Source organism: Streptomyces sp. NPDC039609 (genome assembly GCF_055596705.1).
Genome location: NZ_JBVIUJ010000002.1, coordinates 610,380 through 628,786, shown reverse-complemented (window position 1 = coordinate 628,786; position 18,407 = coordinate 610,380). Strand labels below are relative to the sequence as shown.

The following is an 18,407-nucleotide window of genomic DNA, read 5'->3' as shown; positions in this document are numbered from 1 at the left end:
GATGTCGACCACGCCCGTGCACACCCCCACTGTCGTCCTGGTCGGCCACGGCATGGTCGGCCAGCGTTTCCTGGAGGCGCTGGCGGACCGTGGCGTCACCGAGCGCGCCCGCGTCGTGGTGCTCTGCGAGGAGCCGCGCCCCGCCTACGACCGGGTCCAGCTGACCTCGTACTTCAAGGGCCGGACGCCCGACGATCTCTCGATGGTCGAGGACGGCTTCATGGCGAAGCACGGCATCGAGCTGTACGTCGGCGACCCGGCCGAGTCGATCGACCGTGAGGCCCGTACGGTCACCGCCCGGTCGGGGCAGGTCATCGCGTACGACACGCTCGTCCTGGCCACCGGCTCGTACCCGTTCGTACCGCCCGTCCCCGGCAAGGACGCCCGCGGCTGTTTCGTCTACCGGACGATCGAGGACCTGCTGGCCATCGAGGAGTACGCCAGGGCGGCGACGACCGGTGCGGTCGTCGGCGGCGGACTGCTCGGCCTGGAGGCGGCGGGCGCGCTCAAGGGGCTCGGACTCGACACGCACATCGTGGAGTTCGCGCCCCGGCTGATGCCGGTGCAGGTCGACGAGGGCGGTGGCGCCGCGCTGCTGCGCACGATCGAGCAGATGGGGCTGAGCGTCCACACGGGCACCGGAACCCAGGAGGTCGTGACCGAGAACGGCGCAGTCACCGGGATGCGTCTGTCGGACGGCTCCGAACTGGCCACGGACATGGTGGTGTTCTCGGCGGGCGTACGGCCCCGCGACCAGCTGGCCCGCGACTGCGGTCTGAGGGTCGGCGAGCGCGGCGGCATCGCGGTGGACGAGCTGTGCAAGACGTCCGACCCCGCCGTGTACGCGATCGGCGAGTGCGCGCTGGCCTCCGACGGCCGGGTGTACGGCCTGGTCGCGCCGGGCTACGAGATGGCGCTGACGGCCGCGGCGACGATCGCCGACGAGTCCGTGGACGGCTTCACCGGTGCCGACATGTCGACCAAGCTGAAGCTGCTGGGCGTCGACGTGGCCTCCTTCGGTGACGCGCACGGCACGGCCGAGGGCTGCCTCGACGTCGTGTACTCCGACTCCCGCTCCGGGGTCTACAAGAAGCTCGTCATCGACGGCGAGGGCAGGCTGCTCGGCGGTGTCCTGGTCGGTGACGCCGACTCGTACGGGATGCTGCGGCCGCTCACCGGCTCCGTCCCGCCGGTCTCCCCCGAGCAGCTGGTCCTGCCGGCGGGCGCGGGCGCACCGGTGGCGCTGGGCCCGTCCGCGCTCCCCGACGACGCCGTCATCTGCTCGTGCCACAACGTCACCAAGCACGCGATCAGCCAGTGCGAGACGCTGCCCGAGGTGAAGAAGTGCACCAAGGCCGGTACGGGCTGCGGCAGTTGCGTGAAGCTCATCGGGCAGCTGCTGCCGGAGCCGAAGGACAAGGGGCTCTGCGCCTGCTTCTCGTACACCCGCAGCGAGCTGTACGAGATCACCCGCACGCTTCGGCTGACGTCCTTCGCCGCGCTGCTCGACTCGCACGGGCGTCCTGAGGCGCGCGGCGGCGAGGGCTGCGAGATCTGCAAGCCGACGGTCGGTTCGATCCTCGCGAGCCTCGCGCCGACGATCGGGGCGGGCGGCTACATCCTGGACGGCGAGCAGGCCTCCCTCCAGGACACCAATGACCACTTCCTCGCGAACCTGCAGCGCAACGGCTCGTACTCGGTCGTGCCGCGCATCCCCGGCGGTGAGATCACCCCGGACAAGCTGATCGTGATCGGCGAGGTGGCCCGGGACTTCGGGCTCTACACCAAGATCACGGGCGGTCAGCGGATCGACATGTTCGGCGCCCGCGTCGAGCAGCTGCCGGCGATCTGGACCCGTCTCGTGGACGCGGGCTTCGAGTCGGGGCACGCGTACGGCAAGTCGCTGCGCACCGTGAAGTCCTGCGTGGGGCAGACCTGGTGCCGGTACGGCGTGCAGGACTCGGTGAAGATGGCGATCCAGCTGGAGCTGCGCTACCGGGGCCTGCGCTCCCCGCACAAGCTCAAGTCGGCGGTCTCCGGCTGCGCCCGCGAGTGCGCGGAGGCGCAGTCGAAGGACTTCGGCGTCATCGCGACGGCGAGCGGCTGGAACCTGTACGTGGGCGGCAACGGCGGCGCGACCCCGCGCCACGCGGACCTGCTCGCCCAGGATCTGTCGGACGCCGAACTGGTGCGACTGATCGACCGGTTCCTGATGTTCTACATCCGTACCGCCGACCGCCTGGAGCGCACCTCGACCTGGCTGGAGCGGCTCGAGGGTGGCCTGGAGCACCTCAAGGACGTGGTCGTGCACGACTCGCTGGGGCTCTGCGACGAGCTGGAGGCGCTGATGGCGGCCCATGTCGAGGACTACCAGGACGAGTGGGCACAGACGCTGGACGACCCGGACCGGCTGCGCCGCTTCGTGTCGTTCGTGAACGCGCCGGACGCGCCGGACCCGTCGGTGAAGTTCGTGCCCGAGCGCGACCAGATCAAGCCGGACCTGACCGTCCTCACCATCGGAACCCGCCTGGAAAGGGTCTGAAGCCATGAAGCTCGAACTGTCCCCGTCCCCCGACGCCTGGATGCCGGTCTGCGAGGAGTCCCGCCTGACGCCGGGCCGGGGCGTGGCCGCGCTGCTGCCCGACGGCCGGCAGGTGGCGCTGTTCAAGGACCGGTCGGGGCGTGCGTACGCGATCGACAACCGGGATCCGTTCACCGGGGCGCAGGTGCTGTCGCGGGGGCTTCTCGGGTCGGCGAACGGACGGCCGTTCGTGGCCTCGCCGCTCCTGAAGCAGCGCTTCGACCTGGAGACGGGACGCTGCCTGGACGACGAGGAGGTCACGGTGGAGGTGTATCCGGTCCGGGTCCACGAGGGCGCGCTCCACGCGGTCTGATCGCGACGGTGAGACCCGCCGGCCTTACTTGACCGCACGTTCCAGATAGATCTACGGTGGGAGCGTGGCCAGGACCAAGGAGTTCGATCCGGAGGCCGCTCTGCAGGCAGCGCTCGAGCTGTTCTGGCAGCGCGGCTACGAGGCGACGACGATGTCGGACCTCGTCGAGCGTCTCGGGATCGGCCGCGCCAGCATCTACGCCACCTTCGGCAACAAGCACGATCTGTACATGAAGGCGATGGACCGCTACCTCCGGGCGAACGACCCGCTCATGACGGAGGAGCTGTCCGCGCCGGGTCCCGCACTGCCGCCCGTCCGCGCCCTGGTCCGTCGCTTCGCCGACGAGGCGGGGACGGACGAGGTCCGCCTGAGCGGCTGCTTCATCACCAACTCGGCGGCCGAACTGGGGCCGCACGACGGAGCCGTGGCCCGACGGGTGGAGCTGAGCTGGGAGCAGATCGAGACCCTGCTGCACGCCTCGCTGGTCCGGGCCCGCGCACAGGGCGAGTTGCCTGCGGACCGCGATCCGCAGGCGCTGGCCCGGATGCTGCTCGTCCTGATGCAGGGCATCCGACTGGTCGGCAAGGCGTCGAGCGACCCGGCCAGGGTCCGCGACGCGGCGGAGCAGGCGTTGTCACTGCTGGACTGAGAGACCCCTTCGAAAAGGGCGCCATCGGGCGCCCTTTTCTTGGGCCTTGATACTGGAACGTACGGTCAAGAAAGAGGGGTCATGTCGGAGGCGACGAACCGGGGAGCTCTCCGCCCACCGACGGAGGCGAAGGCGGAGGGCGGACCAACGACCGGATCCGGGGCGGGACACACCGACGCGGGGGCGCAGGCCCGCGCCTGGCGGCCCGGCGGGGGCGCCGGGCCGGCCGCGACGGCCGCTCCGTCCACGGGCTTCGTCCTGCTCGGGTCCGTGCAGGTGACGCTCATCTTCACGCTCGCGTCGATCGCCGTGCCCCTCCCCCGCATCGGCGCCGAATTCGCCCTCGACCGCGCCGAGTTGATTCTGCTCAGCGCCGCCTACGGGCTGACCTTCGCCGGGCTGCTGCTCTTCGGGGGACGGCTCACCGACCGGTACGGCGGCAGCCGCGCCCTCCCCCTCGGCCTCGCCGTGTTCGGCGTCGCCTCCGCCCTCGCCCCGCTCGCCCCCGGCTACGAGGCGCTCCTCGCGGCCCGCTTCGCGCAGGGCGTCGGCGCGGCCCTCGTCGCGCCCGCCGCGATGGCGGTGCTGCGCGCGCTGTTCCCCGAACCCGCCGCTTACGGCCGGGCGATGGCGACCTGGGGCGGCCTCTCCGTCCTCGGCGCGACCGCGGGCAATCTGCTCTCCGGAGTCGTCTCCGCCCTGACCGACTGGCGTTGGACCTTCGCGGTGCCGGTCCTCGTCACCGTCCTCGCCCTCGCCCTCGGGCCCCGGCTCCTCCCCCGCACCCCGTCCGGCCCCGGCCGTACGCTGGACCTGCCCGGTGCGCTGCTCGCCACCGCCGGTATCACGCTGGGCAGTTACGGGCTCGTCCGCACCGACGCCCACCCCTGGAGCACGGCGGCCGTCCTGGCCCCGCTGCTCACCGGACTCGTTCTCCTCGCCGCCTTCGTGGCCGTCGAGCGGCGGGCCCGGGACCCGCTGCTGCCGCCGGACTTCCTGCGCGACCGCCGCCGCGGCATCGGCCTCGCCGCGATCGCGCTCACCGCAGCGGGCACGGCCACCGTCTTCGTCCTGCTCTCCCTCGGTCTCCAGCAGGAGCGCGGCCACTCCGCGCTGCTCACCTCGGCCGCCTTCGTCCCTTTCGCCGCCGCCCTGCTCGTCACGGGACGACTCACGGGTCCGCTGATCGGGCGGTACGGCCCCGGCCGGGTCACCGCCGCCGGACTCGCGACGGGAGCCTGCGGGCTCGGGCTCCTCGCGGCGACGGGGCTCGACCCCACCGTCCCGTACGTCTACGGCCTGCTGCCCGGCCTGCTCCTGCTCCCGGCCGGCGCCGCCGCCTCGTTCGCGGGGGCCGCGGTCCTGGCCACCGACGGCGTACCGCCGCACCGCGCGGGGCTCGCGGGCGGCGTCCTCAACACGGCGATGGAGCTCGGCCCGACCGTCCTCTTCGCCTTCCTGCTCGCCCTCGGGAGCGACGCCTCGTCGCTCGCCGCGACGGCCGTCGGCTTCGCCGCCCTGGCCGCCGTGGCCGCCCTGACCACTCGCACCACATAACGAAGTTCGTTTCTCTCACAAGGAGTTGGCATCGTCATGTCCGCACGCTTCACGAACAGGACCGTCCTCGTCACCGGCGCCGGCACCGGGCTCGGCCGGGCCATCGCGCTCGCCTTCGCCGCCGAGGGCGCGAAGGTCGTCGTCTCGGGCCGCAGCACGGCGACCCTCGACGAGACGGTGTCCCTGATCGCGGCCGCCGGCGGCACCGCGGCCGCCGTCACGGCCGATGTGGCCCGGGCGGAGGACGTCCGTCACCTCGTCCACCGGACGGTCGAGCTCTTCGGCGCTCTCGACGTCGCGGTGAACAACGCCGGCATCTTCCGGGGCGGCGCCTCGGCCGCCGACTTCCCGCTCGAGGACTGGCAGGCGCTGCTCGACACCAATGTCACCGGCGTCCTGCACTCGCTCCAGGCCGAGATCGCCCATATGCGCGCCAACGGCGGAGGCGCGATCGTCAACATCTCGTCCAACCTCGGCCCGCACGTCCGTATCCCGGGCGTCTTCGGCTACCAGGTCTCCAAGGCGGCGGTCTCCGCGCTCACCCGTGCCGCCGCCCGCGACCACATCGCCGAGGGCGTACGGATCAACGCCGTCAGCCCGGGTGCCGCGGAGTCGACCATGTCGCTGCGCCCCGGTGAGACCGAGGCCGAGCGGGAGGTGCGGATGAAGGACGAGTCGCCGCTCGGCCGTATCTCGGCGGCCTCCGAGGTGGCGGCAGCGGTGCTGTACCTCGCCTCGGAGGACGCCGGCTCGGTGGTCGGCACCGACCTGGTGATCGACGGCGGCGTCTCGGCCTGACACCCGCGGGGCATCAGCCCTGGACGGCCGCCGGGTCCATCCAGAAGACCTCCCAGTGGTGGCCGTCCGGGTCCGCGAAGGAGCGCCCGTACATGAAGCCGTGGTCCAGCGGGTCCTTCGCCGCCGATCCGCCGGCGGCGAGGGCTCCGTCCGCCAGCTCGTCGACCGCTTCGCGGCTCTCGGCGCTCAGCGTGATCAGCACCTCGGTCGTCTTCGTCGCGTCGGAGACCTGCTTGCCGGGCGCGGTGAACTCCTTGAACTTGGGCTCGGTCAGCAGCATCGCGAAGATGGTGTCGCTGATGACCAGACACCCGGTGTTCTCGTCGCTGAACTGCGGGTTGAAGGAGTAGCCGAGCTTGGTCCAGAAGGCCTTCGTGGTCTCGAGGTCCTTCACGGGCAGGTTCACGAAGATCATCTGCGTCATGGTGGGTCACTCTCTCCTGGGGTTCGTCCGCGCCGTTCGCTGCGCCGGCGCTCCGTGGTGTCGCTTTCGAGAGTTAAGACAGTGGGGCCGAGCGGAACTCATCGCTGCCCGGCGATCTTTTTCGAAGATCTTTCGAAGGCCTCCGGAGTCTCGGAGGGCTTCGGGGGCACCCCTTCCCGGCTCACGCTAACGTCGAACCGTGAGCCCCGCAGCCAGGAAGATCACCGAGAAGCTCTCCGACGAGGCCCTCGCCGGGGCGACCGGCAAGGGCTGGGCCGACTGGTTCGCCCTCCTCGACGCCTGGGGCGCGACCGAGCGCGGGCACACCGAGATCGCCCGCCATCTGGTGGAAGCCGCGGGGGTGAGCGGCTGGCACGCCCAGTCGATCACCGTCGGCTACGAGCAGGAGCGCGGGCTGCGCGAGGTCGGCCAGTCCTCCACGGGCGACTGGCAGGTGAGCGCGAGCAAGACGGTGAACACGCCGGCCGACGGCTGCACGGCCGCCTTCGCCGACGAGGCCCTGCGCCGCCGCTGGCTCCCGGACGGCGAGCTGGAGGTACGCACACACCGGCCGGGCAAGTCCCTCAGCGCCGACTGGGACGGCGGGACGAGCCGGATCGAGGTCTATCTGACACCGAAGGGCGACGCGAAGACCCAGATCGGGCTCGGCCACACCAAGCTCCCGGACGCGGACGCGGTGGCGGCCTACAAGGAGTTCTGGCGGGAACGGCTCGCCGAGCTCAAGGCCCTGCTGGAAGACCCGGGGTCCGTCGCCTGAGGCTCTCCTGGCGGTGACGACGCCCGGCGCGATGCCCGTGGCGGCAGCCGGCTGGACGACCGTGCCGACGCCCGGCGCGGCGACCCTTGCGAACCCGCCGAGTTTCGGACCGACGCTTCCCCTTCATCGGCTGTTGCTGCACCGTCAACTCCGAACCAACTCCGTACTCCTAGGTTCCCAAAGCGCGCGACCCCGCCGCCGACCGGTGCGGCGGGGCGGTCACCACCACCCACTCTGGAGTGAGACGTGGAGCGACGCAGTTTCCTGCGCGGAGCGGTCATCGGCACGTCGGCCGCCGCCTTCGGCGGCACCTTGATGCGCGGGGCCGCCTACGCGGCGCCCGCCCAGCCCGGCGCCGGCCCCTACGGAGCCCTCGGCGCGGCCGACGCCAACGGCATCCTGCTGCCGAGCGGATTCAGCAGCCGGGTCATCGCCCGGTCGGGACAGACGGTCTCCGGGACCTCGTACACCTGGCACAACGCCCCCGACGGCGGCGCCTGCTACGCCAACGGATCGGGCTGGATCTACGTCTCCAACTCGGAGATCAACCCGAGCGGCGGCGCGAGCGCGGTCAGGTTCGGCTCGACCGGTGCCATCACCGGCGCGTACCGCATCCTGTCCAACACCCGGCAGAACTGCGCGGGCGGCAAGACCCCGTGGAACACCTGGCTCTCCTGCGAGGAGGTCAGCCTCGGCTACGTCTACGAGGCCGACCCGTACGGCGTGAACGCGGCGGTACGCCGTGACGCGATGGGCCGCTTCAAGCACGAGGCCGCCGCCGCGGACCCCGTCCGCCAGGTGATCTACCTGACCGAGGACGAGACCAGCGGCTGCTTCTACCGCTTCATCCCGACGACCTGGGGCAACCTCTCCTCCGGCACGCTCCAGGTGATGGTGGCCGGAACCGGCACCTCCGGCTCCTTCACCTGGCAGAACGTCCCGGACCCGGACGGCTCCCCGACGGCCACCCGCAGCCAGGTGTCCGGCTCGAAGAAGTTCAACGGAGGCGAGGGCTGCCACTACGCCAACGACACCGTCTGGTTCACCACCAAGGGCGACAACCGCCTCTGGCAGCTCAACCTGGCGAACAGCACCTACGAGCTGGCCTACGACGACTCGCTCGTGGTCGGCGGCGGCGCCCCGCTGACCGGCGTGGACAACGTCACCGGTTCCTCCTCCGGCGACCTGTTCATCGCCGAGGACGGCGGCAACATGGAGATCTGCATCATCACCCCGGACGACGTCGTCGCCCCGTTCCTGCGGATCACCGGCCAGTCCAGCTCCGAGATCACCGGACCGGCCTTCTCCCCCGACGGCAGCCGGCTCTACTTCTCCAGCCAGCGCGGCACGAGCGGCAGCTCCTCGGGCGGCATCACCTACGAGGTGACGGGTCCGTTCCGCGCATAGACACGTTCGGCGGGGGCCCGTGAGGGACCCGCGACTCCTTGGGCGCCGCCGAGCAGGGCGGCGCCCAACGGCGTGAGCGTGTGCAGGACCGCGTTGCCGTGCCGCAGAGTGGCCACAAGACCGGCCTCCCGCAGGACGCCCGCGTGCTGGCTGGCGGAGGCGAGCGACACCCCCGCCCTGCGGGCCAGTTCGCTGGTGGTCCCCCCGTCCCCGATGGCGTGCAGGACCGCGGATCGGGTGTTGCCGACCAGCTTGGCCAGGGAGGACCCGCCCGGCTCCCGCACGGTCGGCGCCTCGCAGTGGGTCGTCGGGTAGACGAGCACCGGCGGCAGCGACGGGTCGCGCAGGACGACCGGAGTGCCGCGGCAGAAGTACGAGGGCTGGAGCAGCAGGCCCCTGCCATCGAGATACAGATCCCGCTCGACGGGATAGTCCGCCTCCAGGACGGGCGCGCGCCAGCGGAGCATCGGTGGCAGCGAGGCGAGGAGTTCGTCCGCGCCGCCGTCGAGCAGGGCGCGGCCGCGCACCGCCCGGTCGGCCTCGACCCGGGCGCGGATGTGGGGCCAGTACGGCTCGATCGCCGCCCGGTGGTAGCTGCGCAGCGCCCCGATGAGCCGGCTGAACGGTTCGTCGCCGCCCTCGGCGAGGGCACGCAGCGAGTGCGGCACGGTCCGCCCGCCGACCCGGTCGACGCCCAGCAGGGACAGCTCGCGCCTGAGCCGGGTCCGGGAGGTCGCACGGATCGCCTGGAGGCCCTCGTCGAGGCCGTGAACGCCCTGCGACGGGGTCAGGAAGTCGGGGAAGTATCCGCGACTGGGAACGAGGGCGGCGAGGAGCCGCGTCTCCCCGTTGAGACGTGTGCGGGTGTCAGAGCGCCATTCTCCGTAGACGACCGACCCGCGCCGGTCCCTTAAACGGTGAAAACTGAGAATCGATTCCCACAGAACATCGGGCCGGGCGGCCATCCGGACGCCGGCCAAGTCGTTTGCGGTGAAATGAATCCGCAGCATTGAACCCCCACCTGTGCACTCGCAACCACCCCCGTCGATGAGTATGCACGCCATCACAGGACGTTACCAGGGTGTTTCAGCCACACTTGAAAAGCATCGCGGCGAACGGGGGTGAACCGAAAAGCTGTGCGGGTCGGGCAGGAAACCTTCAGGACCGAGGTGGCGTGGCGAAGACCGTGGGGGGCTTCACGCGTCCGGCGGCGGTCGGCGAGGGTTGCGGCTCACCTGCCCGACATGGGTAATGGGCGCGGTCACCGGGTGGGGATCCGGAGGCCGCGCCCGTCCCGTTCTTTGCGGGACCAATCGAGGAAAGTTCAAAGCGGAAAGTTCAACGCCCAATAATTCAACCGGCCTCGATTGAACATGAACTCACATTTGCCGAACATCGCGGTGCGGCCCCGAGGCGGACGAAATACGACGGGGCGGACACCTCCGCACAAGGTGTCCGCCCGTCTCTCCTGCTGACCGGAACCGCCGCCCATCGGTTTGAGGGTCGGGGACGAGCGGCGGTTCCGGTGGTCTTTGCTACTGAACGCCCGGTCAGTGGGCGCCCCTCGGGGGGGGGTCAGCGGCTGTCCGAGCCCTTCGACTCGGCGGCCGCGCGACCGGCCTCCAGACGCGCCACCGGGATCCGGAACGGCGAGCAGGAGACGTAGTCGAGACCGACCTCGTGGAAGAAGTGCACCGACTCCGGGTCGCCGCCGTGCTCGCCGCAGACACCGAGCTTGATGTCGGGGCGGGTGGCGCGGCCGGACTCGACGGCGCTGCGGACCAGCGCGCCGACGCCGTCCTTGTCGATGGTCTCGAACGGCGAGACTCCGAAGATGCCCTTCTCCAGGTACGCGGTGAAGAAGCTGGCCTCCACGTCGTCCCGCGAGAAGCCCCACACCGTCTGGGTGAGGTCGTTGGTGCCGAAGGAGAAGAACTCGGCGGCCTCGGCGATCTGACCGGCGGTCACGGCGGCGCGCGGCAGCTCGATCATGGTGCCGAGCGCGAGCTTCAGCTCCACACCGGTCTTCGCCACGACCTCGGCGATGACCTGCTCGGCCTCGTCGCGGACGATCTCCAGCTCCTGGACGGTGCCGACGAGCGGGATCATGATCTCGGCGCGCGGGTCGCCCTTCGCGTCGATGCGCTGGGCAGCGGCCTCGGCGATCGCGCGGACCTGCATGGTGAACAGGCCGGGGATGACCAGGCCGAGCCGGACGCCGCGCAGACCCAGCATCGGGTTCTGCTCGTGCAGCCGGTGCACGGCCTGGAGCAGGCGCAGGTCGTTCTCGTTCGGGTCCTTGCGGGCCTCGGCGAGGGCGACGCGCACCGACAGCTCGGTGATGTCGGGCAGGAACTCGTGCAGCGGCGGGTCGAGCAGACGGACCGTGACGGGCAGACCGTCCATGGCCTCGAAGAGCTCGACGAAGTCCTGCTTCTGCTGCGGGAGCAGGGCCTCCAGCGCCTCCGTACGCTCCTCGTCGGTGTCCGCGAGGATCAGCTTCTCGACCATCTCGCGACGCTCGCCGAGGAACATGTGCTCGGTGCGGCACAGGCCGATGCCCTGGGCGCCGAAGCGGCGGGCGCGGAGCGCGTCCTCGGCGTTGTCGGCGTTGGCGCGGACGCGCAGCCGGCGGACGCGGTCCGCGTAGGCCATGATCCGGTGGACGGCCTGGACCAGTTCGTCGGCGTCGTCGGCGCCGGCGTGCATCCGGCCCTCGAAGTACTCGACGACCGGGGACGGTACGACGGGTACCTCACCGAGGTACACCTTGCCGGTGGAGCCGTCGATGGAGACGACGTCGCCCTCCTCGACGACCACACCGGAGGCGGTGGTCATCCGGCGGCGCTTGGTGTCGACCTCGAGCTCCTCGGCGCCGCAGACACAGGTCTTGCCCATGCCGCGGGCGACGACGGCGGCGTGCGAGGTCTTGCCGCCGCGCGAGGTCAGGATGCCCTCGGCGGCGATCATGCCGTCCAGGTCGTCGGGGTTGGTCTCACGGCGGATCAGGATGACCTTCTCGCCGGAGCGCGACCACTTGACGGCCGTGTACGAGTCGAAGACGGCCTTGCCGACGGCCGCACCCGGGGAGGCGGCGATACCGCGGCCGACCTGCTCGACCTTGGCGTCCTCGTCGAACTTGGGGAACATCAGCTGCGCGAGCTGCGCGCCGTTGACGCGCTGGAGCGCCTCGGCCTCGTCGATCAGGCCCTGGTCCACGAGCTGCGTGGCGATCCGGAAGGCGGCACCGGCGGTGCGCTTGCCGACGCGGGTCTGCAGCATCCACAGCTGGCCGCGCTCGATGGTGAACTCGATGTCGCAGAGATCCTTGTAGTGGGTCTCCAGCGTCTCCATGATCTGCATCAGCTGGTCGTACGACTTCTTGTCGATCGACTCGAGCTCGGCGAGCGGCACGGTGTTGCGGATACCGGCGACGACGTCCTCGCCCTGCGCGTTCTGCAGGTAGTCGCCGTAGACGCCCTGGTGGCCGGAGGCGGGGTCGCGGGTGAAGGCGACACCGGTGCCGGAGTCCGGGCCGAGGTTGCCGAACACCATGGAGCAGACGTTGACCGCGGTGCCGAGGTCGCCGGGGATGCGCTCCTGGCGGCGGTACAGCTTCGCGCGGTCGGTGTTCCAGGAGTTGAAGACCGCCTCGATGGCGAGGTCCATCTGCTCGCGCGGGTCCTGCGGGAAGTCGCGGCCGGCCTCGGCCTTCACGATCTTCTTGAAGTGCTTGACCAGCTTCTTCAGGTCGGCGGCGTCGAGGTCGGTGTCGACGGTGACCTTCTTGGCGGCCTTGGCCTCGTCGAGGGCCTCCTCGAAGAGCTCGCCGTCGACGCCGAGGACGGTCTTGCCGAACATCTGGATCAGGCGGCGGTACGAGTCCCAGGCGAAGCGCTCGTCACCGGCCTGGGCGGTGAGGCCCTCGACGGACTTGTCGGAGAGACCGATGTTCAGGACCGTGTCCATCATGCCCGGCATGGAGAACTTGGCACCGGAGCGGACGGAGACGAGCAGCGGGTCGTCGGCCTGGCCGAGCTTCTTGCCCATCTGCTGCTCGAGGGTGTCGAGGTGCGCGCTGACCTCGTCACGGAGCTCGACCGGCTCGGAGCCGCTGTCGAGGTAGACCTTGCACGCCTCGGTGGTGATCGTGAAGCCGGGGGGAACCGGGAGGCCGAGGTTGGTCATCTCGGCGAGGTTCGCACCCTTGCCACCGAGCAGGTCCTTCAGGTCCCTGTTGCCCTCGGTGAAGTCGTACACGAACTTCTGATCTTTGTTTTCCGACACGTGTCTCGACTCCTCGAGGACTCGGTGGCTGCCCTGACGGCGAGGAACATACCCAGATCGAAGGCTCCTGGGGAGGTACGCCTACCGGTCACGTGGTCTTAACCACCCGTCCGCCAGCACATCGAAAGTAACCGACTAGTAGCTTCCGCTTTCAAACGTCGAAGCCCACTTGACTCAAAGCAGAGCCAATGCGCTCAAATGAGCTCCTTACCGAGCATCTGCGTTCAACTCTTGAACACAGAAGGGGTGGCACCCAGTGCCACCCCTCCAGAAGTGCAACGCCTCGTAATTCGCTCATCTGAGCACTACCCCTATCAAGGGTGGCGCGAATCACTCCGTACGAGCGTCGGTTTTCCCACGATCCGGACGTCCTCGGTCACCCTCCGGACAGGGCCGGATCCCCGGAACTTCACCCTCCGGACGTGTCCAGCTCGGCCTCCTCGCTGATGCCCGCACAGTCGTACGGGTCCTTCAGCCAGCCGTCCGGCAGCACCACCCGGTTGTTGCCCGACGTACGACCCCGCGGGCCGTCCGCGCCCACCGGCCACGGCTGGTCCAGATCCAGCTCGCTCAACTGAGCGCTCAGCTCGTCCAGGGACGAGGTGATCGCCAGCTTCTTGCGCATCTCGGAACCGACCGCGAAGCCCTTCAGGTACCAGGCCACGTGCTTGCGGAAGTCGATGACACCGCGGGACTCGTCACCGAGCCACTCGCCGAGCAGCCGCGCGTGCCGCACCATCGCGTCCGCGACCTCGCGCAGCCCCGGCTGGGCGTACGCGCCCGTGCCCTCGAAGCCCGCCACCAGGTCGCCGAAGAGCCACGGCCGCCCCAGGCAGCCCCGTCCCACGACCACTCCGTCGCAGCCGGTCTCGCGCATCATCCGCAGCGCGTCGTCGGCGGACCAGATGTCGCCGTTGCCGAGCACCGGGATCTCCGGCACATGCTCCTTGAGCCGCGCGATGGCGTCCCAGTCCGCCGTGCCGCCGTAGTGCTGCGCCGCCGTCCGGCCGTGCAGCGCGATCGCCGTGACACCCTCCTCGACCGCGATACGGCCCGCGTCCAGGAAGGTGATGTGGTCGTCGTCGATGCCCTTGCGCATCTTCATCGTGACCGGCAGGTCGCCCGCGTTGGACACGGCCTCGTTCAGGATCGCGCGCAGCAGCGGCCGCTTGTAGGGCAGTGCCGAGCCGCCGCCCTTGCGGGTGACCTTGGGGACCGGGCAGCCGAAGTTGAGGTCGATGTGGTCGGCCAGGCCCTCGTCCGCGATCATCCGCACGGCCTTGCCGACGGTGACGGGGTCGACGCCGTAGAGCTGGATCGACCGCGGCTTCTCGCTCTCGTCGAAGCGGATGAGCTGCATGGTCTTCTCGTTGCGCTCGACCAGCGCCCGCGTGGTGATCATCTCGCTCACGAACAGGCCCTTGCCGCCGCTGTACTCACGGCAGAGGGTGCGGAACGGGGCGTTGGTGATGCCGGCCATCGGCGCGAGCACCACCGGCGGCTGCACGATGTGCGGCCCGATGGCGAGGGGAGAGAACGCGGTCATTCAGCCATTGTCGCGCACCCCGCGGGTTTGTTGGCCGGCCGTACTTTCCCCGGTAGGACCACCGGATCGTCCGCCCAGGTCACGCAGGCGTTCGAGGCCCGCCCGGGACTCCTCGTCCACCGGGACGTACGTCACCAGACGCGGCCCGGAGGTCGGTCCGAGCCACAGGTTGGTGTGCTCCAGATGCAGGAGGCCGACATGGGCATTGCGGATGATCTTGGTGCGGCCACCCTGGGCCACCACCTCGTGGCGCGCCCAGATCTCCCGGAACTCCGGCGATGCCGCCTCCAGGCGCTGCAGCATCGCCTTCCAGGCGGGCTCGGCGAGGTGCTCGGCCATCGAGGCCCGGAACTTGCCCGCCATCGAGCGCGTGACGTCCGGCAGCTCGGCGACGGCGGCCCGCCACTCGTCGTTGGTGAAGGCCAGCCAGATGCAGTTGCGGTCCTCGCGCGGCAGCGCGTCGAGGTCGCAGAGCAGCCTGCCGTACGTGCGGTTGTACGCGAGGATGTCGTACCGGCTGTTCTGGACGCAGGCCGGCAGTGGCTCCAGCTGGTCCAGCATCGCGCGCAGGGCGGGCGTGACGGTCGGGCAGGGCGACTCGGGGTTCGGGTCCGCCTCGCCGCCGAGGGCGAAGAGGTGGGTGCGCTCGGTCGGGTCGAGCAGCAGGGCCCGGGCGAGGGCGTCGAGGACCTGCGGCGAGACATGGATGTCCCGCGCCTGCTCCAGCCAGGTGTACCAGGTGACGCCGACGGCGGAGAGGTGCGCGACCTCCTCGCGGCGCAGCCCGGGGGTACGGCGCCGACGGCCGCGGGGCAGACCGACCTGCTCGGGGGTGATGCGCTCCCGGCGGCTGCGCAGGAACGCCGCGAGCTCGTGCCGCCGGACGTCGACGGTCGTTCCGGTCGTCGCCGTCTCCATCGCCATGGTCGTCATGCTCCCAGGGTGCCGGGGCGCTCAGCCCATTGCCAGGTAGTGCTTGTACCAGGATAAAGACACTCTGGTACCAGGCTGAGCAGGGGAGGATCTTCGATGGCGTGAGTACTACAGCCTCCACCACCGCCCCTGCCCGCAGGGCCGGCGTCGCCGTCGACCACGCGCCGCCCGCCCTCGGCCCCCTCGGCCTGTTCACCGTGCTCCTCGGCGCCGCTCTGCCGCTGATCGACTTCTTCATCGTCAACGTCGCCCTGCCGACCATCGACCACGACCTGGCGGCCGGCCCGGCCACGCTGGAGCTGGTCGTGGCGGGGTACGGGCTCAGTTACGCCGTGCTGCTCGTCCTGGGCGGGCGGCTCGGGGACCTGTTCGGCCGCCGCAGGCTCTTCCTCGTGGGCATGGCGGCCTTCGGGCTGACCTCGCTGGCATGCGGGCTCGCACCGGACGCCTGGACCCTGGTCGGGGCGCGGGTGGCACAGGGTGCCTCGGCCGCGCTCATGCTCCCGCAGGTCCTCGCGACCATTCACTCCTCGACGACGGGTGCCCGGCGTGCGAAGGCGCTGAGCCTGTACGGAGCGACCGGCGGCCTCGCCATGGTCGCCGGCCAGATCCTGGGCGGGATCCTCGTCGCGGCCGACCTCGCGGGCAGCGGCTGGCGGGCGATCTTCCTGGTCAACGTGCCGGTGGCGGTGGCCGGACTGCTCCTCGCCGTCCGTACCGTCCCGGAGACCCGCTCGGAGCGCCCGGCGCCGGTGGACGTCCCGGGGACGCTGCTCCTCGGCCTCGCGCTGCTCACGCTCCTGGCCCCTCTGACGGAGGGAAGGGCGTCGGGTTGGCCGCTGTGGACCTGGGTCGCGCTCGGGATCTTCCCGTTCGCCGCGGGGGCGTTCTGGTGGGTGGAGCTACGGGCCGACCGGCAGGGTCGTACACCGCTGGTGCCGCCGAGCCTGCTGGGGCTCGTCTCGCTGCGCCGGGGCCTGGCGCTGGTCCTGCCGTTCTCGATCGGCTTCGGCGGCTTCATGTTCGTGATCGCGGTGGCGCTCCAGCAGGGCCTCGGCATGGGAGCGGTGGTCTCGGGTCTGGCGCTGGTACCGATGGCGGTGGCCTTCTTCGGGGCCTCGCTGGCGGGACCGCGTCTGGTACGCCGCTGGGGCACCCGGATCGTCACGGCGGGCGGCCTCCTGCAGGCCCTCGGGATCGGTCTGCTCGCCCTGACCGCCTGGCGCTCCTGGCCTGACCTGTCGGCCTGGAGCCTCCTGCCGGGCATGGCGGTCGCGGGCTTCGGACAGGGCCTGCAGCTCCCGGTCCTGTTCCGGGTCGTCCTCTCGGAGGTCCCGGCGGACCGGGCGGGCGTGGGCAGCGGTGTCCTGGTGACCGCCCAGCAGTCGGCCCTGGCCCTGGGCGTGGCCACGCTCGGCTCGCTGTTCCTGTCGCTCGCGGCCTCCGGGTCGATGGGCACGGCGCTGACCGTGACCCTGCTGGTCCAGCTGGCGGCGGTGGTCCTGACGATCCTGCTGAGCCTGCGCCTGCCACGCGTCGTGAGCTAGTCGCGAGCCGGCGGGAACACGCACGTGGGCCCGGGTCACAGGTGACCCGGGCCCACGTCGTCGTACCGGCTGCGGCTACTCCTGGCCGTCCGTGGTGTCGGCGGCGGCCGTCTCGGCGCCTTCGGCACCCATCGCGCGCTCGCGCATCTTCTTCAGCAGCTCCTGCTTCTGGTCGACCGCGGCCCTGCGGTCGGCGTTGCTGTTCTGAACGGCGCCCTGCTGGTCGCCGCGGGACAGCTTCTTGCGCTGTCCGCCGACGCCGAGGAGGTTGTTTCGGCCCTTGGCCATGGGGTTCTCCCATTGGTGAGAAGTGGTGAGGGGATCGTCCGGCGGGGCGGGCGTCGAGGCCCGCCGCGCTCTCACTCGTAAATCTGGAAGAACGAAGACATGTCGTAGACGCTACCCCGCCCAGGGCACCGGGTCACCCCGTTTCCCTTCGCGCCACCCTCGCGAATGACAAACATTGAAATCTGTCAGTCGTCATGCCATAGTTGTCGTGCGTCGCTCCCCCGACGCTCCGACTCCCTCCCGAGGAGACCCCCATGACCTCCACCCGCGCCCTCCCCACCCGCTCCCTCGGCACCACCGGCCCCCAGGTCTCCGTACTCGGCCTCGGCTGCATGGGCATGTCCGCGCTCTACGGCGAGAGCGACCGCACCGAGTCGATCGCGACCATCCACGCCGCCCTGGACGCCGGGGTCACGCTCCTCGACACCGGCGACTTCTACGGGATGGGGCACAACGAGCTGCTGATCGACGAGGCCCTGCGCACGGCCCCCGCGGCCGCCCGCGAGAAGGCCCTGACCAGCGTGAAGTTCGGCGCCCTGCGCACGGTCGAAGGCGGCTTCACCGGATACGACGGCCGCCCCGCCGCGGTGAAGAACTTCGCGGCGTACTCCCTCCAGCGCCTCGGCACCGACCACATCGACATCTACCGGATCGCCCGGATGGACCCCGACGTGCCGATCGAGGAGACCGTCGGCGCGATAGCCGAGCTGGTCGAGGCCGGGCACGTCCGGCACATCGGCCTCTCCGAGGTCGGCGCGGACACCCTGCGCCGGGCGGCGGCCGTCGCCCCGATCGCCGACCTCCAGATCGAGTACTCCCTGATCTCCCGCGGCATCGAGGAGAAGATCCTGCCCACCGCCCGCGAGCTGGGCATCGGCATCACGGCGTACGGAGTGCTGTCGCGCGGTCTGATCAGCGGCCACTTCACCCGTGACCGTGAGCTCGCCCCGGGCGACTTCCGCGGGATGTCCCCCCGCTTCCAGGGCGACAACCTCCACCGGAACCTGGACCTGGTGGACCGGCTGCGTGCCCTCGCCGAGGCCAAGGGTGTGACGGTCGCGCAGACCGCGATCGCCTGGGTCCTGGCCCAGGGCCCCCGGCACGGGGCCGACATCGTGCCGCTGATCGGCGCCCGCCGCCGGGACCGGCTCTCGGAGGCCCTCGGCGCCCTGGACGTGACGCTCGACGCCGCCGACCTGGCGGCGATCGAGGCGGCCGTTCCCGTGGGCGCGGCGGCAGGCGAGCGCTACCCGCAGGCGCAGATGGCCCACCTGGACAGCGAGCACTGAGCGGTCCGAG

At 70.8% G+C, this 18,407-nt stretch carries 15 protein-coding genes; 9 read left to right on the top strand and 6 right to left on the bottom strand.

Annotated elements, in window-relative coordinates:
* Position 1 precedes the first annotated feature (1 nt).
* From nirB to ACZ561_RS08210, 5 genes are all read left to right on the top strand, one after another.
* Positions 2–2,542: a nitrite reductase large subunit NirB gene (nirB, locus tag ACZ561_RS08230; RefSeq protein WP_470990984.1), complete on the top strand. Its 2,541-nt coding sequence runs from the start codon at positions 2–4 to the stop codon at positions 2,540–2,542.
* 4 nt (positions 2,543–2,546) lie between these two features.
* Positions 2,547–2,894, top strand: coding sequence for a nitrite reductase small subunit NirD (gene nirD / locus ACZ561_RS08225; protein ID WP_329120816.1), 348 nt, complete (start codon positions 2,547–2,549; stop codon positions 2,892–2,894).
* 64 nt (positions 2,895–2,958) lie between these two features.
* Positions 2,959–3,543: a TetR/AcrR family transcriptional regulator gene (locus ACZ561_RS08220; protein WP_470990982.1), complete on the top strand. Its 585-nt coding sequence runs from the start codon at positions 2,959–2,961 to the stop codon at positions 3,541–3,543.
* A gap of 81 nt (positions 3,544–3,624) precedes the next feature.
* Entirely contained in the window at positions 3,625–5,100 is a 1,476-nt protein-coding gene (locus ACZ561_RS08215) for an MFS transporter (protein WP_470990980.1), read from the top strand.
* Between the two features lie 36 nt (positions 5,101–5,136).
* Positions 5,137–5,898: an SDR family NAD(P)-dependent oxidoreductase gene (locus ACZ561_RS08210; protein ID WP_470990978.1), complete on the top strand. Its 762-nt coding sequence runs from the start codon at positions 5,137–5,139 to the stop codon at positions 5,896–5,898.
* A gap of 13 nt (positions 5,899–5,911) precedes the next feature.
* Here the strand turns inward: ACZ561_RS08210 and ACZ561_RS08205 are convergent, their stop codons facing one another.
* Positions 5,912–6,322: a VOC family protein gene (locus tag ACZ561_RS08205; protein WP_376437468.1), complete on the bottom strand. Its 411-nt coding sequence runs from the start codon at positions 6,320–6,322 to the stop codon at positions 5,912–5,914.
* A gap of 199 nt (positions 6,323–6,521) precedes the next feature.
* On the opposite strand from ACZ561_RS08205, the gene ACZ561_RS08200 reads away from it, so the two are divergent.
* Positions 6,522–7,100, top strand: coding sequence for a hypothetical protein (locus ACZ561_RS08200; RefSeq protein ID WP_470990976.1), 579 nt, complete (start codon positions 6,522–6,524; stop codon positions 7,098–7,100).
* Between the two features lie 246 nt (positions 7,101–7,346).
* The gene (locus ACZ561_RS08195; RefSeq protein ID WP_470990974.1) at positions 7,347–8,507 is read left to right on the top strand and encodes an alkaline phosphatase PhoX; all 1,161 of its coding nucleotides are present in this window, start codon (positions 7,347–7,349) and stop codon (positions 8,505–8,507) included.
* On the opposite strand, the gene ACZ561_RS08190 is transcribed toward ACZ561_RS08195, so the two are convergent.
* The 4 genes from ACZ561_RS08190 to ACZ561_RS08175 all read right to left on the bottom strand — a co-directional run bounded on the left by ACZ561_RS08190 (position 8,477) and on the right by ACZ561_RS08175 (position 15,273).
* Complete coding sequence (locus tag ACZ561_RS08190; protein ID WP_470990972.1) at positions 8,477–9,517, bottom strand: ArsR/SmtB family transcription factor; 1,041 nt, start codon at positions 9,515–9,517, stop codon at positions 8,477–8,479. The two genes, ACZ561_RS08195 and ACZ561_RS08190, sit on opposite strands and share 31 nt — an antisense overlap.
* A 565-nt stretch (positions 9,518–10,082) precedes the next feature.
* Positions 10,083–12,794 carry a pyruvate, phosphate dikinase gene (gene ppdK / locus ACZ561_RS08185; RefSeq protein WP_470990970.1) on the bottom strand — a complete coding sequence of 904 codons (2,712 nt, stop codon included), beginning with the start codon at positions 12,792–12,794 and terminating at the stop codon, positions 10,083–10,085.
* Positions 12,795–13,203: 409 nt separating this feature from the next.
* The gene (gene dusB, locus ACZ561_RS08180; RefSeq protein ID WP_470990968.1) at positions 13,204–14,340 is read right to left on the bottom strand and encodes a tRNA dihydrouridine synthase DusB; all 1,137 of its coding nucleotides are present in this window, start codon (positions 14,338–14,340) and stop codon (positions 13,204–13,206) included.
* Entirely contained in the window at positions 14,341–15,273 is a 933-nt protein-coding gene (locus ACZ561_RS08175; RefSeq protein WP_470990966.1) for an MmyB family transcriptional regulator, read from the bottom strand.
* A gap of 101 nt (positions 15,274–15,374) precedes the next feature.
* Here ACZ561_RS08175 and ACZ561_RS08170 point away from each other — a divergent pair, with 101 nt between their 5' ends.
* Positions 15,375–16,820 (top strand): MFS transporter, encoded by a 1,446-nt coding sequence (locus ACZ561_RS08170; protein ID WP_470990964.1) that lies wholly within the window; start codon positions 15,375–15,377, stop codon positions 16,818–16,820.
* Between the two features lie 75 nt (positions 16,821–16,895).
* Here ACZ561_RS08170 and ACZ561_RS08165 read toward each other — a convergent pair whose 3' ends face one another.
* Positions 16,896–17,108: a DUF6243 family protein gene (locus ACZ561_RS08165; RefSeq protein WP_470990962.1), complete on the bottom strand. Its 213-nt coding sequence runs from the start codon at positions 17,106–17,108 to the stop codon at positions 16,896–16,898.
* A 254-nt stretch (positions 17,109–17,362) separates the two neighbouring features.
* Here ACZ561_RS08165 and ACZ561_RS08160 point away from each other — a divergent pair, with 254 nt between their 5' ends.
* A complete protein-coding gene (locus ACZ561_RS08160) occupies positions 17,363–18,397 on the top strand; it encodes an aldo/keto reductase (protein WP_470990960.1) in 1,035 nt (344 codons plus the stop codon).
* Positions 18,398–18,407: the final 10 nt, after the last annotated feature.